This window comes from Corynebacterium nuruki S6-4, assembly GCF_007970465.1.
Classification (GTDB): Bacteria; Actinomycetota; Actinomycetes; order Mycobacteriales; family Mycobacteriaceae; genus Corynebacterium; species Corynebacterium nuruki.
This window is the reverse complement of record NZ_CP042429.1, coordinates 1,575,852-1,598,042: the sequence shown is the minus strand read 5'-3', so window position 1 is coordinate 1,598,042 and position 22,191 is coordinate 1,575,852. Positions and strand designations below refer to the sequence as shown.

The following is a 22,191-nucleotide window of genomic DNA, read 5'->3' as shown; positions in this document are numbered from 1 at the left end:
CGGGGCGCCGCTGACGGCACTGGCCGCCGTTCTCTCTGCGGTCCTGGCCACCGTAGGTCTCACCGCCTGCGGTTCCGATGACGGGGGAAACGACGGTGCCGACAGTTCCGGGGTCAGCATCACCCATGCTCTCGGTACCGCGGTGATCCCTGAGATCCCAGAACGCGTCGTTACCCTGGGGCAGGGGTCTGCTGAGACAGCGATGTCCCTCGGTGTGGTTCCCGTCGGTATGGAGGAGTACCCGTGGGCGGCGGACGACTCGGGCTACCTGCCGTGGATCCGCGAGGAACTCGAGAAGGAGCACGTCGCCGCGGACGACTACCCAGAGCTCATCGACGCAGGCGACGGTGGGGTCAACGTCGAACAGATCGCGAAACTGGACCCCGACGTGATCCTCGCACCCTGGTCAGGTATCACCCAGGACCAGTACGACGACCTCTCCGCCCTCGCCCCGACCGTCGCTTACCCGGAGAAGCCGTGGACGATCGACTGGAAGGACCAGATCAGCACCGTCGCCACGGCGCTGGGGCAGAAGGACCGGGCGGACAACCTCATCGGTGGAATCAACGACCGCTTCGCCGCCGTCAGGGACGAACACCCGGAGTTCGGTGACCACGATTTCGCCTTCATCTACAACCAGGGGGCCGGCGGGAACCTCGGAGTGTTCCTGCCCACCGAGCAGCGGTCCGCGATGGTGGAGAACCTCGGTTTCCGCGTCGCGCCGTTCGTCGAGCAGATGAAGGGCAACGAAAAAGAGGGAACCGACTCGGCGGAGTTCAGTATGGAGCAGGCCTCCCGGCTCAACGACGTTGACATGCTGTTCACCTTCTATTCCGACGAAGGCAACCGTCGGGAGATGGAGGCACAGCCGGTGTACGGCGACATTGCGGCGATCAGACGCGGCTCAGTGGTCGCACCGACGGACAACGCGTTCGTCACGGCGTCCTCCATCATCAATCCGCTGACGGTTCCGTGGTCGATCGACCGGTATGTACCGATGATCGGGGACGCCCTGCGCCACGTGGGATGAGACCGGGTCAGCGCTGCGCTGTGTCCGCCCGTTGCGTCGGGCCGTCGCATCCCTGCGTTTCCGGCAGTCAAAGGATTTTCGGCGCGCTCCGGCGCTGCTCGCCCGCAGCCGTCGGAAGTTTTACCACCTCCGGCACCCGGAAAGCCGCAAAACCCCAGGTCACCGAAAAAAATACCGGCTTCAGGTGGTAAGATTTCGGGCTGTCGGCCCGGGAGCCCGGGGGTCGTCGATCCGCCCGCCGGCGACCGACCGGCGGTGGGGATACCTGTCGGCGACCTGTCGATCGGGTGGCAGCGGGATGCCAGATTCATGGCTGCCGCATGGCAGAATCATGACAGTCTTTCACCTGCGGTGTCGGGGGTGCGTCCCCGGCGGCGTCCCGAGCGGGACCGGAACGTATGCCGGGCGGGGTCCGGCGTCCGTGAAGCCGGTCACGCCACTTATGACCTCAGCACCACTGGCGGTACGCTCGGAGGTCATGAGCACGATCGTCCATCTCGTCCGTCACGGCGAGGTACACAACCCGGACCGCATCCTCTACGGGCGGCTTCCCGGCTGGCACCTGAGCGTCCGCGGACGGCAGATGGCCGCCGCCGTCGCACAGGACTTCGCCGACCACGACATCCGTGCGCTCGTCGCGTCCCCGCTGCAGCGCGCGCAGGAGACCGCCGCGCCGATCCTCGACGGTCTCAACGCCGCCGGCGCCGGCCTCGACCTCGTCACCGACGAGGACCTGCTCGAGGCAGGCAACGACCTGCAGGGACTGCACATCAAGGGCGTCCGGTCCGCACTGTGGAACCCGAAGCGCTGGCCGATGCTGCGGCAGCCCAGCGTGCCGAGCTGGGGTGAGCCCTACACCGAGATCGTCGACCGGATGTGGCTCGCCATCGACCGCGCCCGCGTCGCCGCCCTCAGCCACGAAGCGGTGTGCGTCAGCCACCAGCTGCCCGTCGTCTGCGTCCAGCGCGACGTGCAGGGACTGCCGCTGCAGCACAACCCCGCCAACCGCCGCTGCAACCTCGCCTCGGTGACCTCCCTCGTCTTCGACGGGCCGGGGGACACCGAACTCACCGACATGATCTACTCGGAACCCGCGCAGGAGATCTGACATGCGCACCCGCCCCGTCCTCCGCACGGTCCTCGCCGCCACCGCCGCGGCATCCCTGTCCTTCGGCATCGCCGCCTGCGGCAGCGACAGCACCGCCGGACAGGACGCCGTCGCCATCGGCGGCACCTTCGAATTCGTCTCACCCGGCGGCCAGACGGAGATCACCTACGATCAGGCGGACCGTAAGCAGGTCGGCGACCTGCAGGGTGATTCCCTCATGGATCCGGGCAAGACCGTCGGCCTCGACGACTTCGACGGCAAGGTCGTCGTCCTGAACGCCTGGGGCCAGTGGTGCGGACCGTGCCGGAGCGAGTCCGACGACCTGGAACGCGTCCAGGAGCGGCTCGACAAGGACGGCCGGGGCACGGTCCTGGGCATCAACGTGCGCGACCCCTCCCGGGACAAGGCGCAGGACTTCGTCACCGACAACGGCATCACCTACCCGTCGCTGTACGATCCGCCGTTCAAGTCGGCGCTCGCCCTCGGCGGCATCCCGGCGTCCGTCATCCCGACGACCGTCGTCCTCGACAAGCAGCACCGCCCCGCCAAGGTCTTCCTCCGTGAGATCACCGAGGACGACCTCTGGGGTGCCGTCGAACCGCTGCTGGGCGAGTGAGCATGTCCGACCTCGGTTCGACGTTCTCCGATGCGGTGACCACCGGTCCGCTGCTGCTCGGCCTGCTGGCCGCGGCCGTGGCCGGGCTGGTCTCGTTCGCGTCCCCCTGTGTGATCCCGCTGGTCCCCGGATACGTCTCCTATCTCGCCGGCGTGGTCGGTGCGGACGCCGAGTACACCGCCGAGGGCACCGTCGTGACGAAGAAGCGCGGCCGGGCCGGTGGCGCGGCGCTGCTGTTCGTCCTCGGTTTCACGGTGGTCTTCGTCCTCGCCACCGCCACGGTGTTCGGCGCGATCAGCGCGATCCAGGTCAACCAGGAACTGCTGATGCGCATCGGTGGCGCGGTGACGATCATCATGGGCGTGGTCTTCATGGGCTTCATCCGGCCGCTGCAGACCGACACCCGCATGGCGCCCCGTCGCTGGTCGACGGTGGTCGGCGCCCCGCTGCTCGGAGCGGTCTTCGCCCTCGGCTGGACGCCCTGCCTGGGCCCGACCCTCGCGGCGATCATCTCCGTGTCCGCCGGTACCGAAGGCACCACCGCCGCCCGCGGCGTGGCACTGATCATCGCCTACTGCCTCGGCCTGGGCATCCCGTTCATCCTCGTGGCCCTCGGCTCGTCGAAGGCCCTGCGCGGGGTGGGCTGGCTGCGGCGGCACTCCCGCACCATCCAGCTCATCGGCGGGGCGCTGCTGGTCATCGTCGGTATTCTCCTGGTCACCGGTCAGTGGGCGGTGTTCGTGGACTGGATCCGCCAGTGGCTGATCTCGGACACGACCCTGCCCATCTAGCCGGGGCCGACCCGTCCCGGGCCATCCCCACCCCGTCCCGTCCAGCCCGTTCCCGCCCGTCCCGTCCTCCCAGAATCGTGTTGTAGAAAGGTCCCCATGATGCGCAGTATCCTCCGGTGGCCGAGAAAAGCCTGGCAGTGGTTGACGAAGATGCGGACCGCCCTGGTCCTGCTCTTCCTCCTCGCCCTGGCGGCCGTCCCGGGGGCACTGCTCCCGCAGCGTTCCCTCAACGAGGGCAACGTCGAGCAGTACCTGCAGGCCAACGGGAAGATCGCGGAGATCTACGACAAGCTGGGACTGTTCGACGTCTTCAGCTCCGGCTGGTTCGCCGCGATCTACGTCCTGCTCTTCATCTCGCTGATCGGCTGCATCCTGCCGCGCACCGTCGACCACATCAGGGCGCTGCGTAACAAGCCGCCGGCCGCCCCGCGCCGCCTCGACCGGATGCCGAACTACATCTCCGGCACTGTCGAGGCGTCCCCCGAGCAGGTCAAGAAGGAGATCGGCCGCCGCTTCCGCAAGTGGCAGGGCGGTGCGACCGAGGCGGACAAGGACCGTGCCGGCAAATGGTCGTACTCGGCCGAGCGCGGCTACTTCCGCGAGTTCGCGAACCTGGTGTTCCACCTGTCGCTCGTCGGCATCCTGGTCACCGTGCTGGTCGGCCGCCTGGTCTACTACGAAGGCCAGGTCATCGTCGTCGCCGGCACCGACAACTCGCAGTTCTGCAACACCGCCGTCGCGAACTTCGACTCGCTGCGCTACGGGCCGACGTTCGACGGCACCACACTGTCCCCGTTCTGCGTGAACGTGAAGAACTTCGACGCCGAATTCCTGCCCAGCGGGCAGGCCGTCAGCTTCAAGTCCGACATCGACTACGCCGAGGGCGACGATGCCCTCAAGCCGGTCGACCAGTGGAAGCAGCACGAGCTGAAGGTCAACCACCCGCTGACGATCGCCGGCAACCGGGTGTACCTGCAGGGCCACGGCTACGCGCCGACGTTCACGGTCACCTGGCCCAACGGCGAGACCCGGACCGACACGGTCCAGTTCCGCCCGGACGACATGACCAACTTCCTGTCCTCGGGTGCCCTGAAGATGGACCCGCCGGCGGGCATGTACCCCGACCTGCAGGACCGCCGGAAGAACCAGCTGGCGATCCAGGGGCTCTTCGCCCCGACGGCGCAGTTCTCCGGGGAGAACAATTCGCTGCTGCAGTCGAGCTTCCCGTCGATGAAGGATCCGGCGGTCGCGGTGGACATCTACCGCGGTGACGTCGGCCTGGATTCCGGTACCGGCCAGGACATCTTCAGTCTCGACTCCACCCAGCTGCACTCCGGTGCCCTGCAGAAGCTCGACCGGGTGAACCTGAAGACCGGTGAGGACGTCACCCTCGACAACGGCACGAAGGTGCGGTTCGACGGGGCCAAGCAGTTCGTCAACCTCCAGGTGAGCAAGGACCCGACCGAGGTGTGGGTGCTCTTCTTCGCCCTGCTGATGCTCGTCAGCCTGGTGGGCTCGCTGACCGTGAAGCGGCGCCGGTTCTGGGTGCGTGTCGCCGACAACGGTGACGGCACCACCTCGCTGCAGATCGCCGGACTCGCCCGGACGGACTCCGCCGGCTGGGGCCGGGAGTTCAACCGGGTGTCCGAGGAGCTGCTGCACCTCGACGAGGAGGAACTCGACGAGGAGTTCGACCAGACCGACAGTGAGTGGGACGACTGGGAGGACGAGCTGGAGCGCGAGGTGCACCAGCAGATCGCCTCGGGTGAGCTGCGCGGTCCGGACACGAACGACACGAAGAACGACACGAACAGCACGAACGACACGAACAGCACGAACGACACGAACAGTACGGACGAGAAGAACGGCGGGAGCACCGACCGGCCGGACGCCGGGAACTGACCGCGGGCCGTGTCCTGCGCCACAGTCGGCGTCCGGGATGTTGGCCGGGGAGGTTCCCCGGCGGTAGCGTGGGTGTGCACATATGCCTTGCCGATGGAGGATATGACGGATGTACGTCAATCAGGACCTGGCGGAGTTTTCGGACCTCGCCTATAAGACGGCGGTGGCGCTGTATCTCGTGAGCCTCGCGGTGTCGCTCGTCTACTACGGGATGCTGCGGTCGGCCACCGAGGCCCGCCGCGAGCGGTCGCGGATCCTCGGGGAGGCGAAGGCGGCGGCGGCCGAGAAGGTCGCCGTTCCGGTCGGCGCCGGTTCCGGTGCCGACGCCGGCAAGGACGACCGCTCCGATGTCTCCGGCATCGCCAGCGGGTCACTGTCCGAGGCGGACCTGCCGAAGACCTTCCAGATCGACGCGATCCGGGCGAAGCACCGGCGCGCCGACATGTGGGGCGGGATGACCCAGACCATCATCTGGCTGACCGTCGCCGTCCACCTGCTCTTCCTCGTCACCCGCGGCTGGTCCGCCCACCGGTTCCCGTGGGGCAACCTGTTCGAGTACGTCTCGGTCGTCTCCGGCATGGCGATGGTCATCGCCTGCGTGGTCCTGCGCCGCAAGTCCATGCGGGTGCTGTGGCCGTGGCTGCTCACCCCGATCATCGTCCTGCTGTTCTACGCGGGCACCGAGCTCTACGCCGACGTCGCGCCGGTCGTGCCCTCGCTGAAGTCGAACTGGTTCTGGATCCACGTCACCACCGTCTCCTTCGGTGGCGGCATCGGCCTGGTGTCCGGTATGGCGTCGCTGCTGTACCTGCTGCGCCGCGCCCAGCCGAAGGGTGAGGAGCACGGCATCCTCGGCAAGATCGTGTCGCCGCTGCCGGACGCCTCGAAGCTGGACGCCCTGGCCTACCGGTCCGCGATCTGGACGCTGCCGGTCTTCGGCCTCGGCGTGATCTTCGGCGCGATCTGGGCCCACTCCGCCTGGGGCCGGTTCTGGGGCTGGGACCCCAAGGAGACCGTCTCGCTGATCACCTGGCTGCTGTACGCCGCCTACCTGCACGCCCGTGCGACGCCGGGGATGCGCGGCAAGCCGGCGGCGTGGATCAACGTCCTGGCCTTCGCCACCATGGTCTTCAACCTCTTCTTCATCAACATGGTGGTCTCCGGCCTGCACTCCTACGCCGGACTGAACTGATGTCGGTCCCGACCACCGACCGGCCCCGCCGGATCACCCGCCTGCTGGTGACCGGCGGGGCCGGTTTCATCGGTTCCAACTTCATCCACCGCACCCGCGCGACGCATCCGGATGTGACGGTCACGGTGCTGGACGCGATGACCTATGCCGCGAATCCGGCGAACCTCGCCGGCCTGACCGGGGTGGAGCTGGTCGAGGGGGACGTCTGCGACGGCGTCCTGGTGGACCGTCTCGTCGGCGCCCTCGCCGAGGTCCCCGCGGGACAGGACGCCGCCTCCGCCGGTGAGGCCGCGGTCGTGCACTTCGCGGCCGAGAGCCACAACGACAATGCGCTGCGCGACCCGCTGCGGTTCGTGCGGTCGAACACCGACGGGACGGCGGTCGTGGCCGAGGCGTGCGTGCGCCACGGCGTGCGGCTGCACCACATCTCCACCGACGAGGTCTTCGGCGACCTGCCGTTGCGTGGGTCGGGGGAGCCGGGGGCGGAGGACCGCTTCACCGTCGACACGCCGTACCGGCCGTCGTCGGTGTACTCGGCCTCGAAGGCTTCGGCGGACCACCTGGTGCGCGCGTTCGTCCGCAGTCACGGGCTGCGGGCCACGATCTCGAACTGCTCGAACAACTACGGGCCGCGGCAGCACCCGGAGAAGTTCCTGCCCCGGCAGATCACCGGACTGCTCGACGGGGAGACGCCGCGCCTGTACGGCACCGGTGACAACGTGCGCGACTGGATCCACGTCGACGACCACAATGACGCGGTGTGGGCGGTCCTGGAGCGCGGCGTGGACGGCGGGACGTATCTCATCGGCGCCGACGGCGAGCGGTCCAACCTGGAGTGTGTGCAGGATCTGAACCGGTTGTTCGGCCGGGATCCGCAGGATTTCGTCCACGTCACGGACCGGCCGGGCCATGACCGGCGGTACGCCATCGACCCGTCGTCGGTCCGGGAGCTGGGGTGGTGGCCGCGCTACACCGACTTTGCGGCCGGTCTGGCGGCGACAGTGCAGTGGTACCGCGACCACCGGGACTGGTGGGAGACCGCCAGGAAGGACGCCGAGCTGGTCTACCGGCAGTCCGAGGAGATCCTCTAGGCGCGTGGTCCGTCGGGCCCCCGCCGACATGTCCGCCGACGAACCGACAGGTCGCGCCACGACAGGGGATGTCGGCCGAACGAACCGACAGGTCGTTCCCCGGCGAGGTAGGTCGGCCGAACGAACCGACAGGTCGTTCCCCGGCGAGGCATGTCGGCCGAACGAACCGAGGTGCTGAAAAATCGGCCCGGGAGCATCCTGCGGGTTCGTTCCGTCGACATTGTTCTGCGGACATCGCGATGGCGGACGACGGTCGGCGAGGACCGACCCCCACGACACAGGGGCGACCCCACGACACAGGACCGACCCCACGACACGGCGCTGTCGACCTCGGCCGGATCGGGCGGTCCGGACGGTAGGGTCGGGGACCATGACGAGACTGAACCGGACCCTCACCCGTACCGCCCTCACCGCCTCGACACTTGCCCTGGCAGCAGGGGTGGCAGCCCCTGCAGCGTCCGCCGACACCCCGGACCGGGCCATCTACCCGCAGTCCGGCCACGTGTGGGTGGACCCCGTCTCGACCCAGGTCCTCTCGGCACTCCCGGTCGCCGGTGCCGCCGGTGCGGCGAAGGACGGTCTGCTCACCGTCGCCGGGCCCTCCACCACGGTCGCGGTGCTCTCCACCGTGCAGCACGTCGTCGACGGCCCGGTACGCCAGGCGGCGGGCATCCCCGGCTCCGGTGTGGACGTGAACTGGCAGATCTCCCCGGACGGCGGCGCCGTGGCCAACACCACCGAGATCCGCTGAGCAGGAGCCCTTCCCGGGGAAGGGGGTCGTGAAAGATACGTAAGCGTATCTTGTTATATTCATCTCATGACGTTAACTCGAGAGATGACATAAAAGACCACCCTCCTCGCCGGAATCGCGGTTCCGACCCTCACCATCGCCCTCACCGCCTGCTCGTCCGATGATGACTCGGGCATTGACATCGACGGTGCACCGGACGGCTTCAGCGTCACCGAGCCGGGCAGTGAACTCTCCGTGGATGACACCGCCCATGTCGTCACCAAGCACGGCGACGGGTCGACCCGGTTCTTCGACCTCGGCCCGGTCACGTTCCGCGACCTCCCGGCCGATGCTGCAGAACTGAACGGCGGCAATGACGACGTCGACCACTTCGTGTGCGTCGGGTGGGACGTCACCTACCGCGGGGACGCGGGCAACGGCACGAACCCGGACGATGAACGTCCTGTCGCCGATCCCCAGGTCACCGCCGTGGGGGAGCAGGGGCAGCCCGCCAACTCCGTGATGATGGATCTGTCGGACACCTGCGGATCCCGGGATGACGAGCTCCCGGACATCTCGGACGACCTGGAGGTCGACCACACCTACAAGGCCACCAAGCTCAGCTATGTGGGCAAGGACGGCAAGGGCGTCGACCCGACGGGCATCAGGTTCTCCTTCAGCGGGGACATCCCCGGGCTCGAGGACCCCGAGGACATCACCTGGAACTGAGTCCGACCGCCGGACCGGACTCCCGCCCTCAGGCCAGGAACTTCGGCCGCGCCTTCTTCAGCAGGGCCAGGCCCTTGCGCAGCTGCTTGTGCCCGGTCTGGGCGGCGATCTCCGCGTTCCCGGTGAAGGCCTCGTCGGAGCGGACCTCGGGGGCGTTGGAGGCGTCCGCCCGCAGCATCGAGTTCGGCAGGGACAGCTTCATCAGTGTCTTCTGCACCTGCAGGAACTGCTTCGGGAAACTGTCCGTGTTGTACGGCAGGCCGAACTCCTCGGCGATGGCCTGCACCTCACGGCCGACCTCGGCGAGGTGGTTGGAGGGCATGTCGGGGAACAGGTGGTGCTCGATCTGGTAGTTCAGGTTCCCGGACATGATCGTCAGTGCCTTACCGCCCTCGAAGTTCGCCGACCCCAGCATCTGCCGCAGGTACCACTCCGACCGGCTCTCCTCGTCGAGGGTGCGCTTGGTGAAGGTCTCCACGTCATCGGGGAAGTGCCCGCAGAAGATCACCGCGTAGGCCCACACGTTGCGCATCAGGTTCGCCACCAGCGCGGCCTTGCCTGCGGCGGACGCCCTGCGTTTCGCCGAGGTGCGGCGTCCGGCCTTTCCCGGCAGTAGGGCGCCGAGGGCGGCGGCGACCGCCGGGAAGGCGACGTAGTCCTTGCCCCACTGCTTCCCGACCTTCCGGAACGTGTCGAACAGGCGGGGTTTCGTCTCCTCCCAGGTCTGCCGCCCGGCGAAGAACCGGCCGAGGTCGACATCGTAGAAGCCCACGGCCAGCTCGAACAGGGACGCCAGCACCACGTTGGTCACCGGCTGCAGGAGCGTCGACGGCTTCCACTTCCGGTCACGGGTCACACGAAGGACGCCGTAGCCGATGTCGTTGTCCATGCCGAGGATGTTCGTGTACGTGTGGTGGACGACATTGTGGGAGTGCTTCCAGCCCGACGACGGGCCGGTGTTGTCCCACTCCCAGGTGGACGAGTGGATCTCCGGGTCGTTCATCCAGTCCCACTGGCCGTGCATGACGTTGTGGCCGATCTCGAGGTTCTCGAGGATCTTCGCGACCCCCAGCACCGCGGCGGCCGGCACGGCGATGGCGGGGGCGGCGATGGTCCCGGCCCGGGCGGCCAGATCCATGCCCCGCTGGGTGCGGATCAGGCCGCGGATGTAGCGGGAGTCCGCGTCCCCCAGTGCGTCGCGGTGCTTCTTCTCCAGTGCGGTGAGGCGGCGTCCGATCTCCTCGACGTCCTCGTCGGTGAGGTGTGCGTAGGCGGTGATGTCCTGGATGGCCATGAGGTGCTCCTGAATCAGTGGGGGTCGAGTTCGAGGCGTCCGGCGGGGACGCAGCAGCAGGTGCGGATCTGTTCGCCGGGCCCGTAGCTGGTGCCGTCCCGCAGGTCGACGGCGGTACCGTCGACGACCGGGGTGACGCAGGTGCGGCAGATCCCCATCCGGCAGCCGTGGACCAGCGGCACGCCGGCGTCCTCCGCGGCCTCGAGGATGGTCGTCGTGCCGGTGGAGGACGCCGTCACCCCGGTGCTGCCGAGCACGATCTCCCCGCCGAGGTCGGTGGCGTCGATGTCGACGGTGTCCGCGGTGTGGAAGGACTCGGTGCGCAGCCCGGGCAGCAGGTCCCGCAGTGAGTCGAGCAGCGGGGCGGGGCCGCAGGCGAAGGCGGTCCGGTCGGCGTGGTCGGGGACCAGTGCGCCGACATCGGACGGGGTGAGCCGGCCGTCGGCGGTCGTGTCCCGGTGGATGAGCCGGTAGGCGGGCACGGCCTCGCTGAGCTCGCGGAGTTCCCGGCCGAAGGGACGGGCGGGTTCCGCACCGCGCTCACTGTGCACGTGGACGACATCCGGCCACCCGTCGCTGGTGCCGTACTCCTGGCGCAGCCAGCGCAGCATCGACATGACGGGGGTGATGCCGGCGCCGGCGGTGACGAACAGCAGCTTCCCGGGGACCGGGGAGGGCAGGTGGAAGTCCCCGCCCGGTGCGCTGAGCCGGATGATCCCGCCGGGCCGGGCGTGGTCGGCGAGCCGGGTGGAGATGCGGCCGTCGGGCACGGGTTTGACGCTGACGGTCAGTTCGCGCCGGGTGTGCCCGTCGGTGCCGCGCGAGGGGCTGGGGGCCGGTGGGTTGGTCAGCGAGTAGCAGCGCCAGCGCCACACGCCGTCGACCTGCAGGCCCAGGCCGATGAACTGGCCGGCCTCGAAGCGGTGGGGCAGCCCGGGGCCGGGTTCGATGGTCAGGGTGGTGAAGTCGGGGTGGTGGGCGATGTCGGTGATGCGGCCACGGATCTCGCGGCCCCGCAGCGGGTCGAACAGGCCCGCGTAGTCGTCGGGGAGCAGTGGGGTGGTGAAGGTGGTGAGTAGTCGGGGCGCCGTGCGTGCCACGGCGCGGGTGAGTCCGGTGAGCCGTCGGGGTACTCGCATGGCATGGGATTCTAGTCCCGAAAAGATATGTATTCCAAGATTTAAAGTATCCGGCGGCGGTCGGCATCCCGGGTCGCCGGCGGTAGGATCATGGCCATGACAGAGTCTCAGGACACGCAGGGTATCGAGGACCTCCAGATCCCCGGGGTGTGGGTGCACACCCCCCGGGTCTTCCCCGACGACCGCGGGGAATTCCTCGAGTGGTTCAAGGCGGAGACCGTCGCCGACAAACTCGGCTACCCGCTCGACATCCCCCAGGCCAACCTCTCCACCTCCCGGGAAGGCGTGGTCCGCGGCATCCACTACGCCGACGTCCCCCCGGGACAGGCCAAGTACGTCACCTGTGTCGCCGGCCGCATCCTCGATGTCGTGGTCGACCTGCGGCGCGGCTCACCGACCTACGGCCGTCACGCCATCGTCGACCTGTCCGCCGCCGACCGTCGGGGCCTGTTCCTGCCGGTCGGGGTCGGCCACGGGTTCATCGTCCCGGCGGGCACGCAGCAGGCGACGGTCTGCTACCTCGTCTCCGAGGGGTACAACCCGGCCGCCGAACACGGGGTGAATCCTCTGGACCCCGCCCTGGGGATCGACTGGTCGGCGTCCGGACTCACCGAGGAGGCGTTCGTGCTCTCCGACAAGGACCGGGACGCCCCGGGCGTCGCCGAGGTCGAGGCGACCCTCCCCGGCTACGACGAGTGCCTGGGCTGGGAGCAGGAACTGCGTGACACGTGGGGCTACGCCACCCGCGAAGCCGAGGAATGGGCCGGGGAGCCGGACTAGTGCGCGGCATCATCCTGGCCGGGGGAACCGGCTCCCGGCTGCGCCCCATCACACTGGGGGTCTCCAAGCAACTCGTCCCGGTCTACGACAAGCCGATGATCTACTATCCGCTGTCCACGCTGCTGCTCGCCGGGGTGCGGGAGATTCTCGTCATCACCACCCCGGAGGACAACGCCCAGTTCCGCCGTCTCCTCGGCGACGGCTCGCAGTTCGGCGTCTCCCTGCAGTACGCGGTGCAGGAGGAGCCCAACGGGCTGGCGGAGGCGTTCATCCTCGGGGCGGACTTCATCGGCGATGAGCCGGTGGCGCTGGTCCTGGGTGACAACATCTTCTACGGTGCGGGGCTCGGCACCCACCTGCGTCGGTTCCACGACGTGACCGGTGGGGCGATCTTCGCCTACTGGGTCGCCGATCCGACCGCCTACGGGGTGGTCGACTTCGACGAGTCGGGCCGGGCCCTGTCGCTGGCGGAGAAGCCGACCCATCCGCGGTCGAACTTCGCCGTCCCCGGCCTGTACTTCTACGCCCCTGACGTGGTCGACATCGCCCGGTCGCTGACGCCCTCGGCGCGCGGCGAGCTCGAGATCACCGACATCAACCGGGCCTATCTGGAGCGGGGCGACCTGCAGGTGGAGAAGCTGCCGCGGGGGACGGCCTGGCTGGACACCGGCACGGTCGACAATCTCATGGCGGCGGGCGACTTCGTCCGTACCATCGAGCAGCGGCAGGGCCTGAAGATCGGGTGCCCGGAGGAGGTCGCCTGGCGGATGGGGCTGCTGTCGGACGCCGATCTCGCCGACCGGGCGGAGTTCCACGGGAAGTCGGCCTACGCCGACTACCTGCGGATGCTGCTGGCCCGCGGCAAGGACCAGTAGCGGGCCGCCTGCGACCCGCGGCCACCCTGTCGAAATGTGCACCGTCAGGGGCACACTTCCGGGCCGCCGGTGTGCTCCTGCCGGTGCACATTTCGGGCGGGGAGGCAGTGCGGTGTCAGGCCCCGGCGGAACCCGCCCCGGAAGCCTGATCGCCGCGGCTGTCCCGGGAATCGCCACGGTCCTCCCGGTCTGTCCGGTCGTCGTGACTGTCCTGACCGTCCCGGCTGCCCTGAGTCCCCTGGCCACCGTTGCTGCCGTCACTGTTGCTGCCGGTGGTCTTCTCCTGCTCCGCCTGGTTGCCGCGGTGACCCCGGTCGGCCCTGGCAGCGCGTGCCTCCGCCTCCGCGGCACGCCGTTCGGCGTCCTGCGCCCGCTGTTCGGTGCGCCGCAGTTTCTCCTCGGCCGCCTTCTCCTTCTCCCGCTGCTGTTTGAACCGTTCCTTCTTCAACTGCCAGAGAAACTCCGGGTCGTCGTCGGGGGCCTTCTGCTCGACGGCGGGTGCGGGGGAGCGGCGGTCCAGCTGACGGCGCTTTCCGCTCGGCAGGGCGCGGTTGCCGGAACCGGGGCCGAACCCCTTCCACAGCACGATGACCGTGACGATCACGAGCAGCAGGATGATCAGGCGACCCATGACGGACCTCCGGGGGAAACGAGGGTGAACTGCGGACACTGCGTGGACCACCGAGCATACCTGTCCGGGCTGCCAGTTCACCCTGTTCCGGGGAGGTGGGCGGGGAACCCGCCGGACGGAGGACCGGGGCGCCGGCGCCGATGTGATCTGCGGCGCGGAAGTTGGGAGGGGATTGCGGACGAACGTACAGTGGACCGCGTGGACAGTGTGGACAGGACCGACAGCAGCGACAGCACAGCCAGGGCGGACGACACGACGGATGCCCGCACGGAGACCGCAGGCGGCTCTGATGTGGCACCGGCGAAGCTGGGTGGCAGAGCGTGGCGGGACATCTTCCTGTACGGTCTGGCACGCCTGATCCTGTTCATCGTGCTCACCGTCATCATCCAGTTCATCGCGGTGGCGCTGGGGATGGGGAAGTCCTTCCCGCTGGCCATCAGTGCCCTGCTGGCGCTGATCATCGCGTTCCCGCTGTCGATGTTCGTCTTCAAGGGTCTGCGCGGCCGGGTGAACGAGGAGATCGCGGTGTGGGACGCCGGTCGGCAGCGGCACAAGGAGCAGATGCGTCGTCAGCTCGAGGACCGGCTCGACTGACCGTTCCTTCCCCACAGCCGGGGGCCCGCCCACCGTACTTTCGGGGGAGAGCGTGGACGCCGGCGGCGGTGTCGGTTTGCGCGTCGGTTTTCCGAATCGAGGGGTCGCTCGGCTCCTGCGGATGTCGGGATCACGAGCCCAGGTGCTGTTCCGGGGCGGATTTTTCGACCTGTCGGTTCGTCATCTCAACGTGGGGGCCGGGCCGTCGACCTGTCGGTTCGCAATGTCGACGTGGGGGCCGGGCCGTCGACCTGTCGGTTCGTTCCGCGGACATGGGGGTCGGTACCGGCTCAACGCGGGGGTCAGCGTCGGGGTCAGCACCGGGTCAACACGGGGGCCAGCGTCGGGGTCGGCACCGGGTCAACATGGGGGCCAGCACCGGGTCAGCGTCGGGGTCACCGGGGGGTCTTCCCACGCCTCCCCGCTGGTCGTGTCCACAGTCTTCCCGGGGCACCCCGGGAAAGGACAGCTAGACCAGCAGCATGGCGATGAACAGAGCCACCGCCCACACGAGCATCCCCCGGCCGGTGAGCCCGAGCACCGGGATGAGGTCACGGCCCGTCGCACCGTGCAGGACGGGGAAGGCGGCGATGATGAGCAGCGGTACCGCCACCAGGCCGATCAGCGCGGCCACCCCGGCCCCGGCGAGGGCGACGGTGATGATGACCGAGAGAACGAGCAGCCCGAGGTAGAGCAGCCGGCTGTTCCGGTCGCCGAGGATGACCGCCAGGGTGGTCTTGCCGGCGACCGAGTCGGTCGGGATGTCGCGCAGGTTGTTGACGAGGTTGACGGAGGCGGACAGCCCGCCGATACCGACCGCCAGCAGGATACCGACCCAGCTGACCGCGCCCGACTGCGTGAACTCGGTGCCCAGGACCGCGACGAGGCCGAAGAACAGGAACACGGCGACCTCACCGAGCCCACGGTAACCGTAGGGGTGCTTCCCGCCGGTGTAGAACCAGGCGCCGAGAATGCACACGGCACCGACGATGATCAGCCACCACGACGATGCCAGGGACAGGATGATCCCCACGACCCCGGCGACCGTGAAGCAGCCGAACGCGGCGTACTTCACCGTCTTCGGCGGGACGAGCCCGGACCCGGTGAGGCGCAGCGGGCCGGTCCGGTCGTCGTCGGTGCCCCGGATCCCGTCGGAGTAGTCGTTGGCGAAGTTCACCCCGATGATCAGGGCCATCGCCACGATGAGGGCGAGCACGGCACGCCACCAGGACGCCCCGCCGTCGTAGATGGCGGCCGCGGTACCGGCGAGCACCGGGGAGACGGCGTTCGCCCAGGTGTGGGGGCGGGCGCCTTCGAGCCACTCCCGCCAGGTGGCGGTCGACGACGGTGCCGGGGACGCGCCGGAGGACGCGGTCGGGCCGCCGGCGGGGGACGCTGAGGAGTCAGCAGGGGTGTCGGACATGCCTGCCACTCTAGTCGGCCCGGTGGACAGCTCCGCACCACTCCAGCAGTGCTGTCCGGATCGTCATCCGGTCCAGCTTCCCGGGCCCGGTGCGCGGCAGGTCGGGCATGGTGAATGCGCGCCGGGGCAGCAGCTCGGCGGCCACTCCCGCGGCGTGCAGGGTGGACCGGATCTCCCCGGTGACCTCGGTCCCGGCGTCCTGTCGGGCATCTTCGACGGCGACGGCGACGACCTCACCCCAGTCCGCATCGGGGACGCCGGCGGCGCAGCCGGTGAGATCGGACGCCCCGAGTGCGGCCTCGACCTGCTCGGGGAGGATCTTGAGCCCGCCGCTGTTGACGGCGCCGTCGCTGCGCCCGACGACGGTGAGGCGGCCGGTGGCGGGGTCGGTGCGGCCCAGGTCGGAGGTGCGGAACACGCCGCGCCGGGGGAAGGCGTCCTGTTCGGCGTCGCCGGAGACGTTCCGGTAGCCGTCGGCGACGGTGGGGCCGCTGAGCAGGATCCGGCCCAGCCCGGTGGCGTCCGGATCCTCGATCTCCACGGTCGTGCCGGGCAGTGCCGTACCGTCGTAGACCATGCCGCCGGCGGTCTCCGAGGAGCCGTAGGTGAGCATGATCCGCAGTCCGGCCTCCCGCGCCCGGGCCACCAGGTCGGGTCGGGTGGCGGCCCCGCCGACGAGGACGGCGGCGTAGTCGGCGAGCGCGGCGGTGCCGTCGGCGTCGTCGAGCAGCCGCGCGAGCTGGGTGGGGACCAGCGAGGTGTGCAGGTCGGCGCCGGGGCGGGCGTGCCGCAGCGACCGGGTGGCGGCGGCGAAACCGGCGGCGGTGAAGTGGTCGTCGCCGGGGACGGCGGGGGCGTGGCCGGCGGCGATGCTGCGGAGGATGACCTGCAGCCCGGCGATGTGGTGCGGCGGCAGGACGAGAAGCCACGGGCCGGGGTCCGCACCGGTGGTGGCGTGGATGTACCCGGCGGTGGCCTCGGCGGAGGCGGCGAGATTCTCGGAGCGCAGTCTGGCCCCCTTCGGCGTCCCGGTCGAGCCGGAGGTGCAGGCGACGAGGGTGCCGGCGCGGGCGCGACGTCCGTCGGGTCCGGCGGCCATGATGCCGGCGAGTCCGACCGGGTCACCGGGGGGCACGGGCAGCACGGCGCCGTGCCCGGTGAGGAGGTCCGACAGGACCGGGAGTGCACCGTGGACGCTGTCCTGGGTCGGTGCGAGGGGGAGAGGTTCCAGAAATGTCGGGGAGGACGTACGCGTTGTGGTCACGTCCCCGGACGATACGCCGGACCGGGTGCGGCCCGGCGGTCCGGCCGGGGAGCCCGCCGGACAGCCCGGTCAGGCAACCCCGGTCAGGCGAGGAGGCCGAAGCTCTCGACGAGGCTGCAGGCCCGGGCGGCCTCGAGCGGGGTGGGGAACCGGTGGTGCAGGGTCCGGAAGGCGGCACGGACCTCCTGCGGGGTGGCCGGGGTGCGGCCCTCGTCGATGAGGGCGGCGAGCACGTCCAGGTGGGCGGGGCCGTCGGCCCGGTCGGCGTGGAAGACGGTGCGGTCGGCTTCCGCGGTCTCCGGGCGGACCGGGGCGAGGGTGCCCAGGACGGTGCGGTCGGTGCTGGAGTACAGACCCCGCTCGGGGTCGCGGTACCAGTCGAGGATGCGGTGCAGCGGATTGCTCACGGGGGTGTCTCCTTTCACTTCGGGTCGGTGGTTCCTGCGGCGGGGGCGGCGAGGACGCCGAGGACGGTGCGGTCGGTGGCGGTGGCCACGCCCCTGGCGGGATCGCGGTACCAGCTGATGATGCGGTGGATTGCTCCGGACACGGGGGTCACCTCTTTCGATGATGCGGGGGCCGTCGGAGCCCATTAGTTGATGCGACCTGATTGAAGGTAGTCCACAATCGTGGGTGGCGTCAAGCATTATCGGGAAAAAGCCTGCGTGACCGGTATTTTACGGGACTGTTACGGCCCGGTTTTTGCGGGAAGTGAGGTGCGTCACCCCTCCGAGGAGCCGCCGGTGCCGAAGATGTCCCAGCCGAAGGTGTCGTACAGCCGGCCCTGGGTGATCCACAGGAGACCGACGATGACGGCGACGGCGATGACGGCGAAGCACAGGTACGCACCGGTGCGGCGCAGCGGGCTGACGTGGTGTGCGGCGGGCCCCTCGGCGTCCGCGGCGGGGACGGAGAGGCGGATCCCGAGGGCGAACAGGACGGGCAGGCCCGCGCCGAGGATGATCCCGGCGATGAGCACCTCCGCGAGGTTTCCGAACAGGTCCATGTCACTCACCCTTTCCGGTGGTGTCGGTCAGGTCGTGACCGGCGGTGGTGTCGACGAAGTGTGCCGGGTCGTGCAGCTCGGTGTGGCCGGCCATCGCGGTGGCCAGTCCGCCGGCGGGGTCCGCCTGCCCGGCATTGGGCAGGGACCCGGTGGCGGTGCCGGTGGCGGCAGTGTCGGTGCCCGCGGCAGCAGCGGCGGCCGCGGCGTCCTCGGGGGCGAGGCCGTTGCCGTCCCAGTCCTCGTTGACGTTGTCGGCGTGCACCGGGGCCTTGCGGGCCTGCCAGGTGATCGCGGCGACGACGATCGCGAGGATGACGAAGGCGGTGACCGCCCCGGTCGCCGTGTTGGTCTGCCCGGCGACGCCGTGGGAGACCCACCAGACCAGCAGCGAGACAAGTGCGGCGATCGGCAGCGTGGTCACCCAGGCGATGGCCATGCGGCCGGCCACACCCCAGCGCACCGCGGCGCCGGGGCGTCCCACCCCGGTCCCGAGGATGGAGCCGGTGGCGACGTGGGTGGTGGACAGGGCCATGCCGAAGTGGGCGGAGGTGAGGATGATCGCCGCCGACGAGGTCTCGGCGGCCATGCCCTGCGGGGACTCGATCTCCACCAGGCCCTTGCCCAGGGTGCGGATGACGCGCCAGCCGCCGGCGTAGGTGCCCGCCGCGATGGCGAAGGCGCAGGCCGCGGTGACCCACAGCGGCATGTTCGCGGCCTCGTCCAGGTGACCGCTGGCGACGAGGGCGAGGAAGATGACGCCCATGGTCTTCTGGGCGTCCGAGGTGCCGTGGGCGAGGGCGACGAGGGAGGCGGAGCCGATCTGGCCGGCGCGGAAGAGGTTGTCGCGCTCCTCCTCACGGGTGTTGTTGGTCAGCCAGTAGACGCCCGCGGTGCCGAGCGCGGCGATGATGCCGGCGATCAGCGGGGCGGCCAGTGCCGGCACGATGATCTTCTGCAGGACGCCGTCCCACACGACCCCGGAGACACCGAGCGCCCCGATCGCGGCACCGATGAGGCCGCCGAACAGGGCGTGGGAGGAGCTGGAGGGGAGACCGAACAACCAGGTCAGCAGGTTCCAGATGATGCCGCCGATGAGTCCGGAGAAGACGACGAGGAGGAGTTTGTCGGCGTCCTGGGTGACGGAGAGGTCGAAGGCGTCGAGGTCGACGATCCCCTTCGCCACGGTCTTGGCGACGGCCACGGAGATGAATGCGCCGACGAGGTTGAGTCCGCCGGCGAGGAGTACTGCGATCTTCGGCTTGAGGGCGCCGGTGGCGATGGACGTCGCCATGGCGTTTGCGGTGTCGTGGAAACCGTTGGTGAAGTCGAACGCCAACGCTGTCCCGATCACGAGAATCAGTATCAGTACCTCTGTAGTCACCCCAGGAATATCCCTCGCCACGCGGCCGTTTTCCACCGCCTCTCCCCGAACGGGGGTGACTGCGGGGGTGGCGTCAATTAGTGGGTCAGCCCCAGGGGTGCCCGGGTGGTGCCGGACGCCCTCCCCGGCGCCCCGGCGGAACTGCAGGTCAGCACGGGAACCGACTGTCCCGACGGTGGCAGGACGCTGTGATTGTTGGCGTGACCCACGTAATATCCGCAGGTCACGATAACTTTTGTGGTGTCCAGAATTACACCGTGGGACAGGCCGCGTTCACCTGGAGTTCACGTTGCCGGGACGTGGCTGCGCCGGCACGCGCCCGGCAGGCATCCCGGCGCACCGGCGCGCACCCGGTGGCACTCAGTAGTAGTAGGGGAACTCGTCCCACTGCGGGTCGCGCTTCTCCAGGAAGGCGTTCTTGCCCTCCACCGCCTCATCGGTCATGTACGCCAGGCGGGTCGCCTCGCCGGCGAAGACCTGCTGGCCCATGAGCCCGTCGTCGGTGAGGTTGAAGGCGAACTTCAGCATCCGCTGCGCTGTCGGCGACTTGCCGTTGACCGCCCGCGCCCACTCGATGGCCGTGTCCTCCAGGTCGGCGTGGTCCACGACCTCGTTGACCGCACCCATCTGCATCATCCGCTCGGCGTCGTAGGTCCGGCCGAGGAAGAAGATCTCCCGGGCGTACTTCTGGCCGACCTGCTTGGCCAGGTAGGCCGAACCGTAGCCGGCGTCGAAGGACCCCACGTCGGCGTCGGTCTGCTTGAACTTCGCGTACTGGCGCGAGGCGAGGGTGAGGTCACAGACCACGTGCAGGCTGTGCCCGCCACCGGCCGCCCAGCCACTGACCAGGCAGATGACGACCTTCGGCATGGTGCGGATCAGCCGCTGCACCTCGAGGATGTGCAGCCGGCCCCCCTCGGCCTTCGCCCGGGCGGCGTCGACCGAGGAGGCGTCCGCGTGCTCGACGTCGGAATCGTGCTCGGTGGCGTACTGGTAGCCGGACCGGCCGCGGATCCGCTGGTCGCCGCCGGAGCAGAACGCCCAGCCGCCGTCCTTCGGGCTCGGACCGTTGCCGGTGAGCAGGATGGTGCCGACATCGGGGGAACGGCGCGCGTGGTCGAGGGCGCGGTACAGCTCGTCGACGGTGTGCGGCCGGAACGCGTTGCGTACCTCCGGACGGTCGAAGGCGATGCGCACGATGCCGTTCGCCCGCCCCTCACCGACGTGCCGGTGGTAGGTGATGTCGTCGAAGTCGAATCCGGGGACCTCGCGCCACAGGTCCGGGTTGAAGGGATTGTCTGTCTTGTCAGCCATGCGGCCATCGTAGGCTGTGGGCATGACTCTTCCCTCCCTGCCTTCACTCGACGACCTCACCGACCGGGCCCGCGTGGTGACCTGCCCGCTGCGGGTGCCGTTCCGGGGCGTCACCGAGCGCGAGATCATGCTGCTCGAGGGGCCCGACGGCTGGGTCGAGTGGTCGCCGTTCCTGGAGTACGGCCCGGAGGAGGCGTCCCGCTGGCTGCGTTCGGCCCTGCTCCTGGGGTGGGACGCCGCCTCGGTCGCCGAGCCCGCGTTGACCTCCGTGGAGGTCAACGCGACAGTGCCGGCGGTCGACGTGGCGTCCGATCCGGAGCTGGTCCCGGCCCTGCTGGACCGCTATCCGGGCTGCCGGACCGTGAAGGTGAAGGTCGCCCAGCAGGGGCAGACCCTCGCCGACGACGTGGCGCGGGTGCGTGCGGTGCGGGAGGCGCGGCCCGGTGTCGCGGTGCGGGTGGACGCCAATACCGGCTGGAGTGTCGACGAGGCCTTCGCGGCGGCGGTGGCGTTGACCGATCCGGCGCAGGGCGGTGGCCCCCTGGACTACATGGAGCAGCCGTGCGCGACGGTTGCGGAACTGGCGGAACTGCGCCGGCGGCTGGGTTCGCGCGGCATGATGGTGCGGGTCGCGGCCGATGAGCTGATCAGGAAGGCGTCCGACCCGATGACGGTGGTGCAGGCCGGGGCGTGCGATGTCGCGGTGCTCAAGGCGGCGCCGCTGGGCGGGGTGGACCATGTCCGGCAGATCGCGCGCGAGGTGGGGGAGTACGGGGTGGCCGTCACCGTCTCCTCGGCCCTGGAATCGGCGGTGGGGATGTACGCCGGGCTGCTGGCGGTGGCGACTCTGCCCGGTTACTCCGATGACGAGGACATGGTGGTCGCGCCGCAGGCTGCGGGCCTGGCGACCGGGTCGCTGTATCTGGAGGAGGTGTGCGCGCCCCGTCAGATCGTCGACGGGCGGCTGGCGGTCGAGCAGTGTGTGCCCGAGGAGGCGCGGCTGGATGCGCTGGCGTCGGCGCCGGAGCGGCGGGACTGGTGGTTCGACCGGTTGGCGGCGTCCTACGCGGTGCTCGCGGCGCAGTAGGCCGCCGCGCCATCTCCCTCGGTCGGCCCCACCAGCCCCATCACCGACACCACCGTCCCCACCGGACACACTGACCCTGCTGGCCCCACCACCATCAGTCCCACTACCACCAGCCCCACCAGCCTCACCAGCCTCACAGACGGCGCGGTCTCGCTGGCTTCACCGGTTCCATCAGCCTCACAGACGGCGCGGTCCCGACCACTGCACAGGTACC

At 69.5% G+C, this 22,191-nt stretch carries 23 protein-coding genes; 13 read left to right on the top strand and 10 right to left on the bottom strand.

Annotation, left to right across the window (positions count from 1 at the left end; all coding sequences use genetic code 11):
- Positions 1–202 precede the first annotated feature (202 nt).
- The 9 genes from FSW06_RS07220 (at position 203) to FSW06_RS07180 (ending at position 9,189) form a co-directional block, all read left to right on the top strand.
- Positions 203–1,030: an ABC transporter substrate-binding protein gene (locus tag FSW06_RS07220; protein ID WP_010120875.1), complete on the top strand. Its 828-nt coding sequence runs from the start codon at positions 203–205 to the stop codon at positions 1,028–1,030.
- 478 nt (positions 1,031–1,508) lie between these two features.
- Positions 1,509–2,138 (top strand): histidine phosphatase family protein, encoded by a 630-nt coding sequence (locus FSW06_RS07215; protein ID WP_010120874.1) that lies wholly within the window; start codon positions 1,509–1,511, stop codon positions 2,136–2,138.
- A gap of 1 nt (position 2,139) precedes the next feature.
- On the top strand, positions 2,140–2,754 hold the full coding sequence (locus FSW06_RS07210) for a TlpA family protein disulfide reductase (RefSeq protein WP_010120873.1): 615 nt from the start codon (positions 2,140–2,142) through the stop codon (positions 2,752–2,754).
- A gap of 2 nt (positions 2,755–2,756) precedes the next feature.
- Positions 2,757–3,545 (top strand): cytochrome c biogenesis CcdA family protein, encoded by a 789-nt coding sequence (locus tag FSW06_RS07205; protein ID WP_029449638.1) that lies wholly within the window; start codon positions 2,757–2,759, stop codon positions 3,543–3,545.
- Positions 3,546–3,641: 96 nt separating this feature from the next.
- On the top strand, positions 3,642–5,447 hold the full coding sequence (gene resB, locus FSW06_RS07200; RefSeq protein ID WP_083827061.1) for a cytochrome c biogenesis protein ResB: 1,806 nt from the start codon (positions 3,642–3,644) through the stop codon (positions 5,445–5,447).
- A 109-nt stretch (positions 5,448–5,556) separates the two neighbouring features.
- Complete coding sequence (gene ccsB / locus FSW06_RS07195) at positions 5,557–6,639, top strand: c-type cytochrome biogenesis protein CcsB (RefSeq protein ID WP_010120870.1); 1,083 nt, start codon at positions 5,557–5,559, stop codon at positions 6,637–6,639.
- Positions 6,639–7,730 (top strand): dTDP-glucose 4,6-dehydratase, encoded by a 1,092-nt coding sequence (gene rfbB, locus FSW06_RS07190; protein ID WP_010120868.1) that lies wholly within the window; start codon positions 6,639–6,641, stop codon positions 7,728–7,730. Before ccsB ends, rfbB begins: the two co-directional genes overlap by 1 nt.
- Positions 7,731–8,100: 370 nt before the next feature.
- Positions 8,101–8,481, top strand: a complete 381-nt coding sequence (locus tag FSW06_RS07185) for a hypothetical protein (protein WP_010120866.1) — start codon at positions 8,101–8,103, stop codon at positions 8,479–8,481.
- A 234-nt stretch (positions 8,482–8,715) separates the two neighbouring features.
- Positions 8,716–9,189 carry a hypothetical protein gene (locus FSW06_RS07180; RefSeq protein ID WP_010120864.1) on the top strand — a complete coding sequence of 158 codons (474 nt, stop codon included), beginning with the start codon at positions 8,716–8,718 and terminating at the stop codon, positions 9,187–9,189.
- Between the two features lie 28 nt (positions 9,190–9,217).
- On the opposite strand, the gene FSW06_RS07175 is transcribed toward FSW06_RS07180, so the two are convergent.
- The gene (locus tag FSW06_RS07175) at positions 9,218–10,483 is read right to left on the bottom strand and encodes a fatty acid desaturase family protein (protein ID WP_010120862.1); all 1,266 of its coding nucleotides are present in this window, start codon (positions 10,481–10,483) and stop codon (positions 9,218–9,220) included.
- Positions 10,484–10,497: 14 nt separating this feature from the next.
- A complete protein-coding gene (locus FSW06_RS07170) occupies positions 10,498–11,622 on the bottom strand; it encodes a flavin reductase family protein (RefSeq protein WP_029449633.1) in 1,125 nt (374 codons plus the stop codon).
- A 96-nt stretch (positions 11,623–11,718) separates the two neighbouring features.
- Between FSW06_RS07170 and FSW06_RS07165 the strand changes: the two genes are divergently transcribed.
- Together FSW06_RS07165 and rfbA are read left to right on the top strand one after the other, a co-directional pair.
- Positions 11,719–12,402 (top strand): dTDP-4-dehydrorhamnose 3,5-epimerase family protein, encoded by a 684-nt coding sequence (locus tag FSW06_RS07165; protein WP_010120859.1) that lies wholly within the window; start codon positions 11,719–11,721, stop codon positions 12,400–12,402.
- Positions 12,402–13,277: a glucose-1-phosphate thymidylyltransferase RfbA gene (gene rfbA / locus FSW06_RS07160; protein ID WP_010120858.1), complete on the top strand. Its 876-nt coding sequence runs from the start codon at positions 12,402–12,404 to the stop codon at positions 13,275–13,277. Before FSW06_RS07165 ends, rfbA begins: the two co-directional genes overlap by 1 nt.
- A gap of 115 nt (positions 13,278–13,392) precedes the next feature.
- On the opposite strand, the gene FSW06_RS14630 is transcribed toward rfbA, so the two are convergent.
- The gene (locus FSW06_RS14630; protein ID WP_010120857.1) at positions 13,393–13,908 is read right to left on the bottom strand and encodes a hypothetical protein; all 516 of its coding nucleotides are present in this window, start codon (positions 13,906–13,908) and stop codon (positions 13,393–13,395) included.
- A 198-nt stretch (positions 13,909–14,106) separates the two neighbouring features.
- Between FSW06_RS14630 and FSW06_RS07150 the strand changes: the two genes are divergently transcribed.
- On the top strand, positions 14,107–14,502 hold the full coding sequence (locus FSW06_RS07150; RefSeq protein WP_238525964.1) for a DUF4229 domain-containing protein: 396 nt from the start codon (positions 14,107–14,109) through the stop codon (positions 14,500–14,502).
- Positions 14,503–14,971: 469 nt separating this feature from the next.
- On the opposite strand, the gene FSW06_RS07145 is transcribed toward FSW06_RS07150, so the two are convergent.
- The 7 genes from FSW06_RS07145 to FSW06_RS07120 all read right to left on the bottom strand — a co-directional run bounded on the left by FSW06_RS07145 (position 14,972) and on the right by FSW06_RS07120 (position 20,890).
- Positions 14,972–15,925, bottom strand: a complete 954-nt coding sequence (locus FSW06_RS07145; RefSeq protein WP_010120855.1) for a 1,4-dihydroxy-2-naphthoate polyprenyltransferase — start codon at positions 15,923–15,925, stop codon at positions 14,972–14,974.
- Between the two features lie 10 nt (positions 15,926–15,935).
- Positions 15,936–17,189 carry an AMP-binding protein gene (locus FSW06_RS07140; RefSeq protein WP_010120853.1) on the bottom strand — a complete coding sequence of 418 codons (1,254 nt, stop codon included), beginning with the start codon at positions 17,187–17,189 and terminating at the stop codon, positions 15,936–15,938.
- An 83-nt stretch (positions 17,190–17,272) separates the two neighbouring features.
- Positions 17,273–17,596, bottom strand: coding sequence for a hypothetical protein (locus tag FSW06_RS07135; RefSeq protein ID WP_010120851.1), 324 nt, complete (start codon positions 17,594–17,596; stop codon positions 17,273–17,275).
- Between the two features lie 14 nt (positions 17,597–17,610).
- Complete coding sequence (locus FSW06_RS14940; protein WP_010120849.1) at positions 17,611–17,739, bottom strand: hypothetical protein; 129 nt, start codon at positions 17,737–17,739, stop codon at positions 17,611–17,613.
- A gap of 171 nt (positions 17,740–17,910) precedes the next feature.
- Positions 17,911–18,195 (bottom strand): hypothetical protein, encoded by a 285-nt coding sequence (locus FSW06_RS07130; protein WP_010120847.1) that lies wholly within the window; start codon positions 18,193–18,195, stop codon positions 17,911–17,913.
- A gap of 1 nt (position 18,196) precedes the next feature.
- On the bottom strand, positions 18,197–19,576 hold the full coding sequence (locus FSW06_RS07125) for an inorganic phosphate transporter (protein WP_029449629.1): 1,380 nt from the start codon (positions 19,574–19,576) through the stop codon (positions 18,197–18,199).
- Between the two features lie 360 nt (positions 19,577–19,936).
- Positions 19,937–20,890, bottom strand: a complete 954-nt coding sequence (locus FSW06_RS07120; protein ID WP_010120844.1) for a 1,4-dihydroxy-2-naphthoyl-CoA synthase — start codon at positions 20,888–20,890, stop codon at positions 19,937–19,939.
- Positions 20,891–20,912: 22 nt separating this feature from the next.
- On the opposite strand from FSW06_RS07120, the gene FSW06_RS07115 reads away from it, so the two are divergent.
- A complete protein-coding gene (locus tag FSW06_RS07115; RefSeq protein WP_010120843.1) occupies positions 20,913–21,977 on the top strand; it encodes an o-succinylbenzoate synthase in 1,065 nt (354 codons plus the stop codon).
- Positions 21,978–22,191 lie beyond the last annotated feature (214 nt).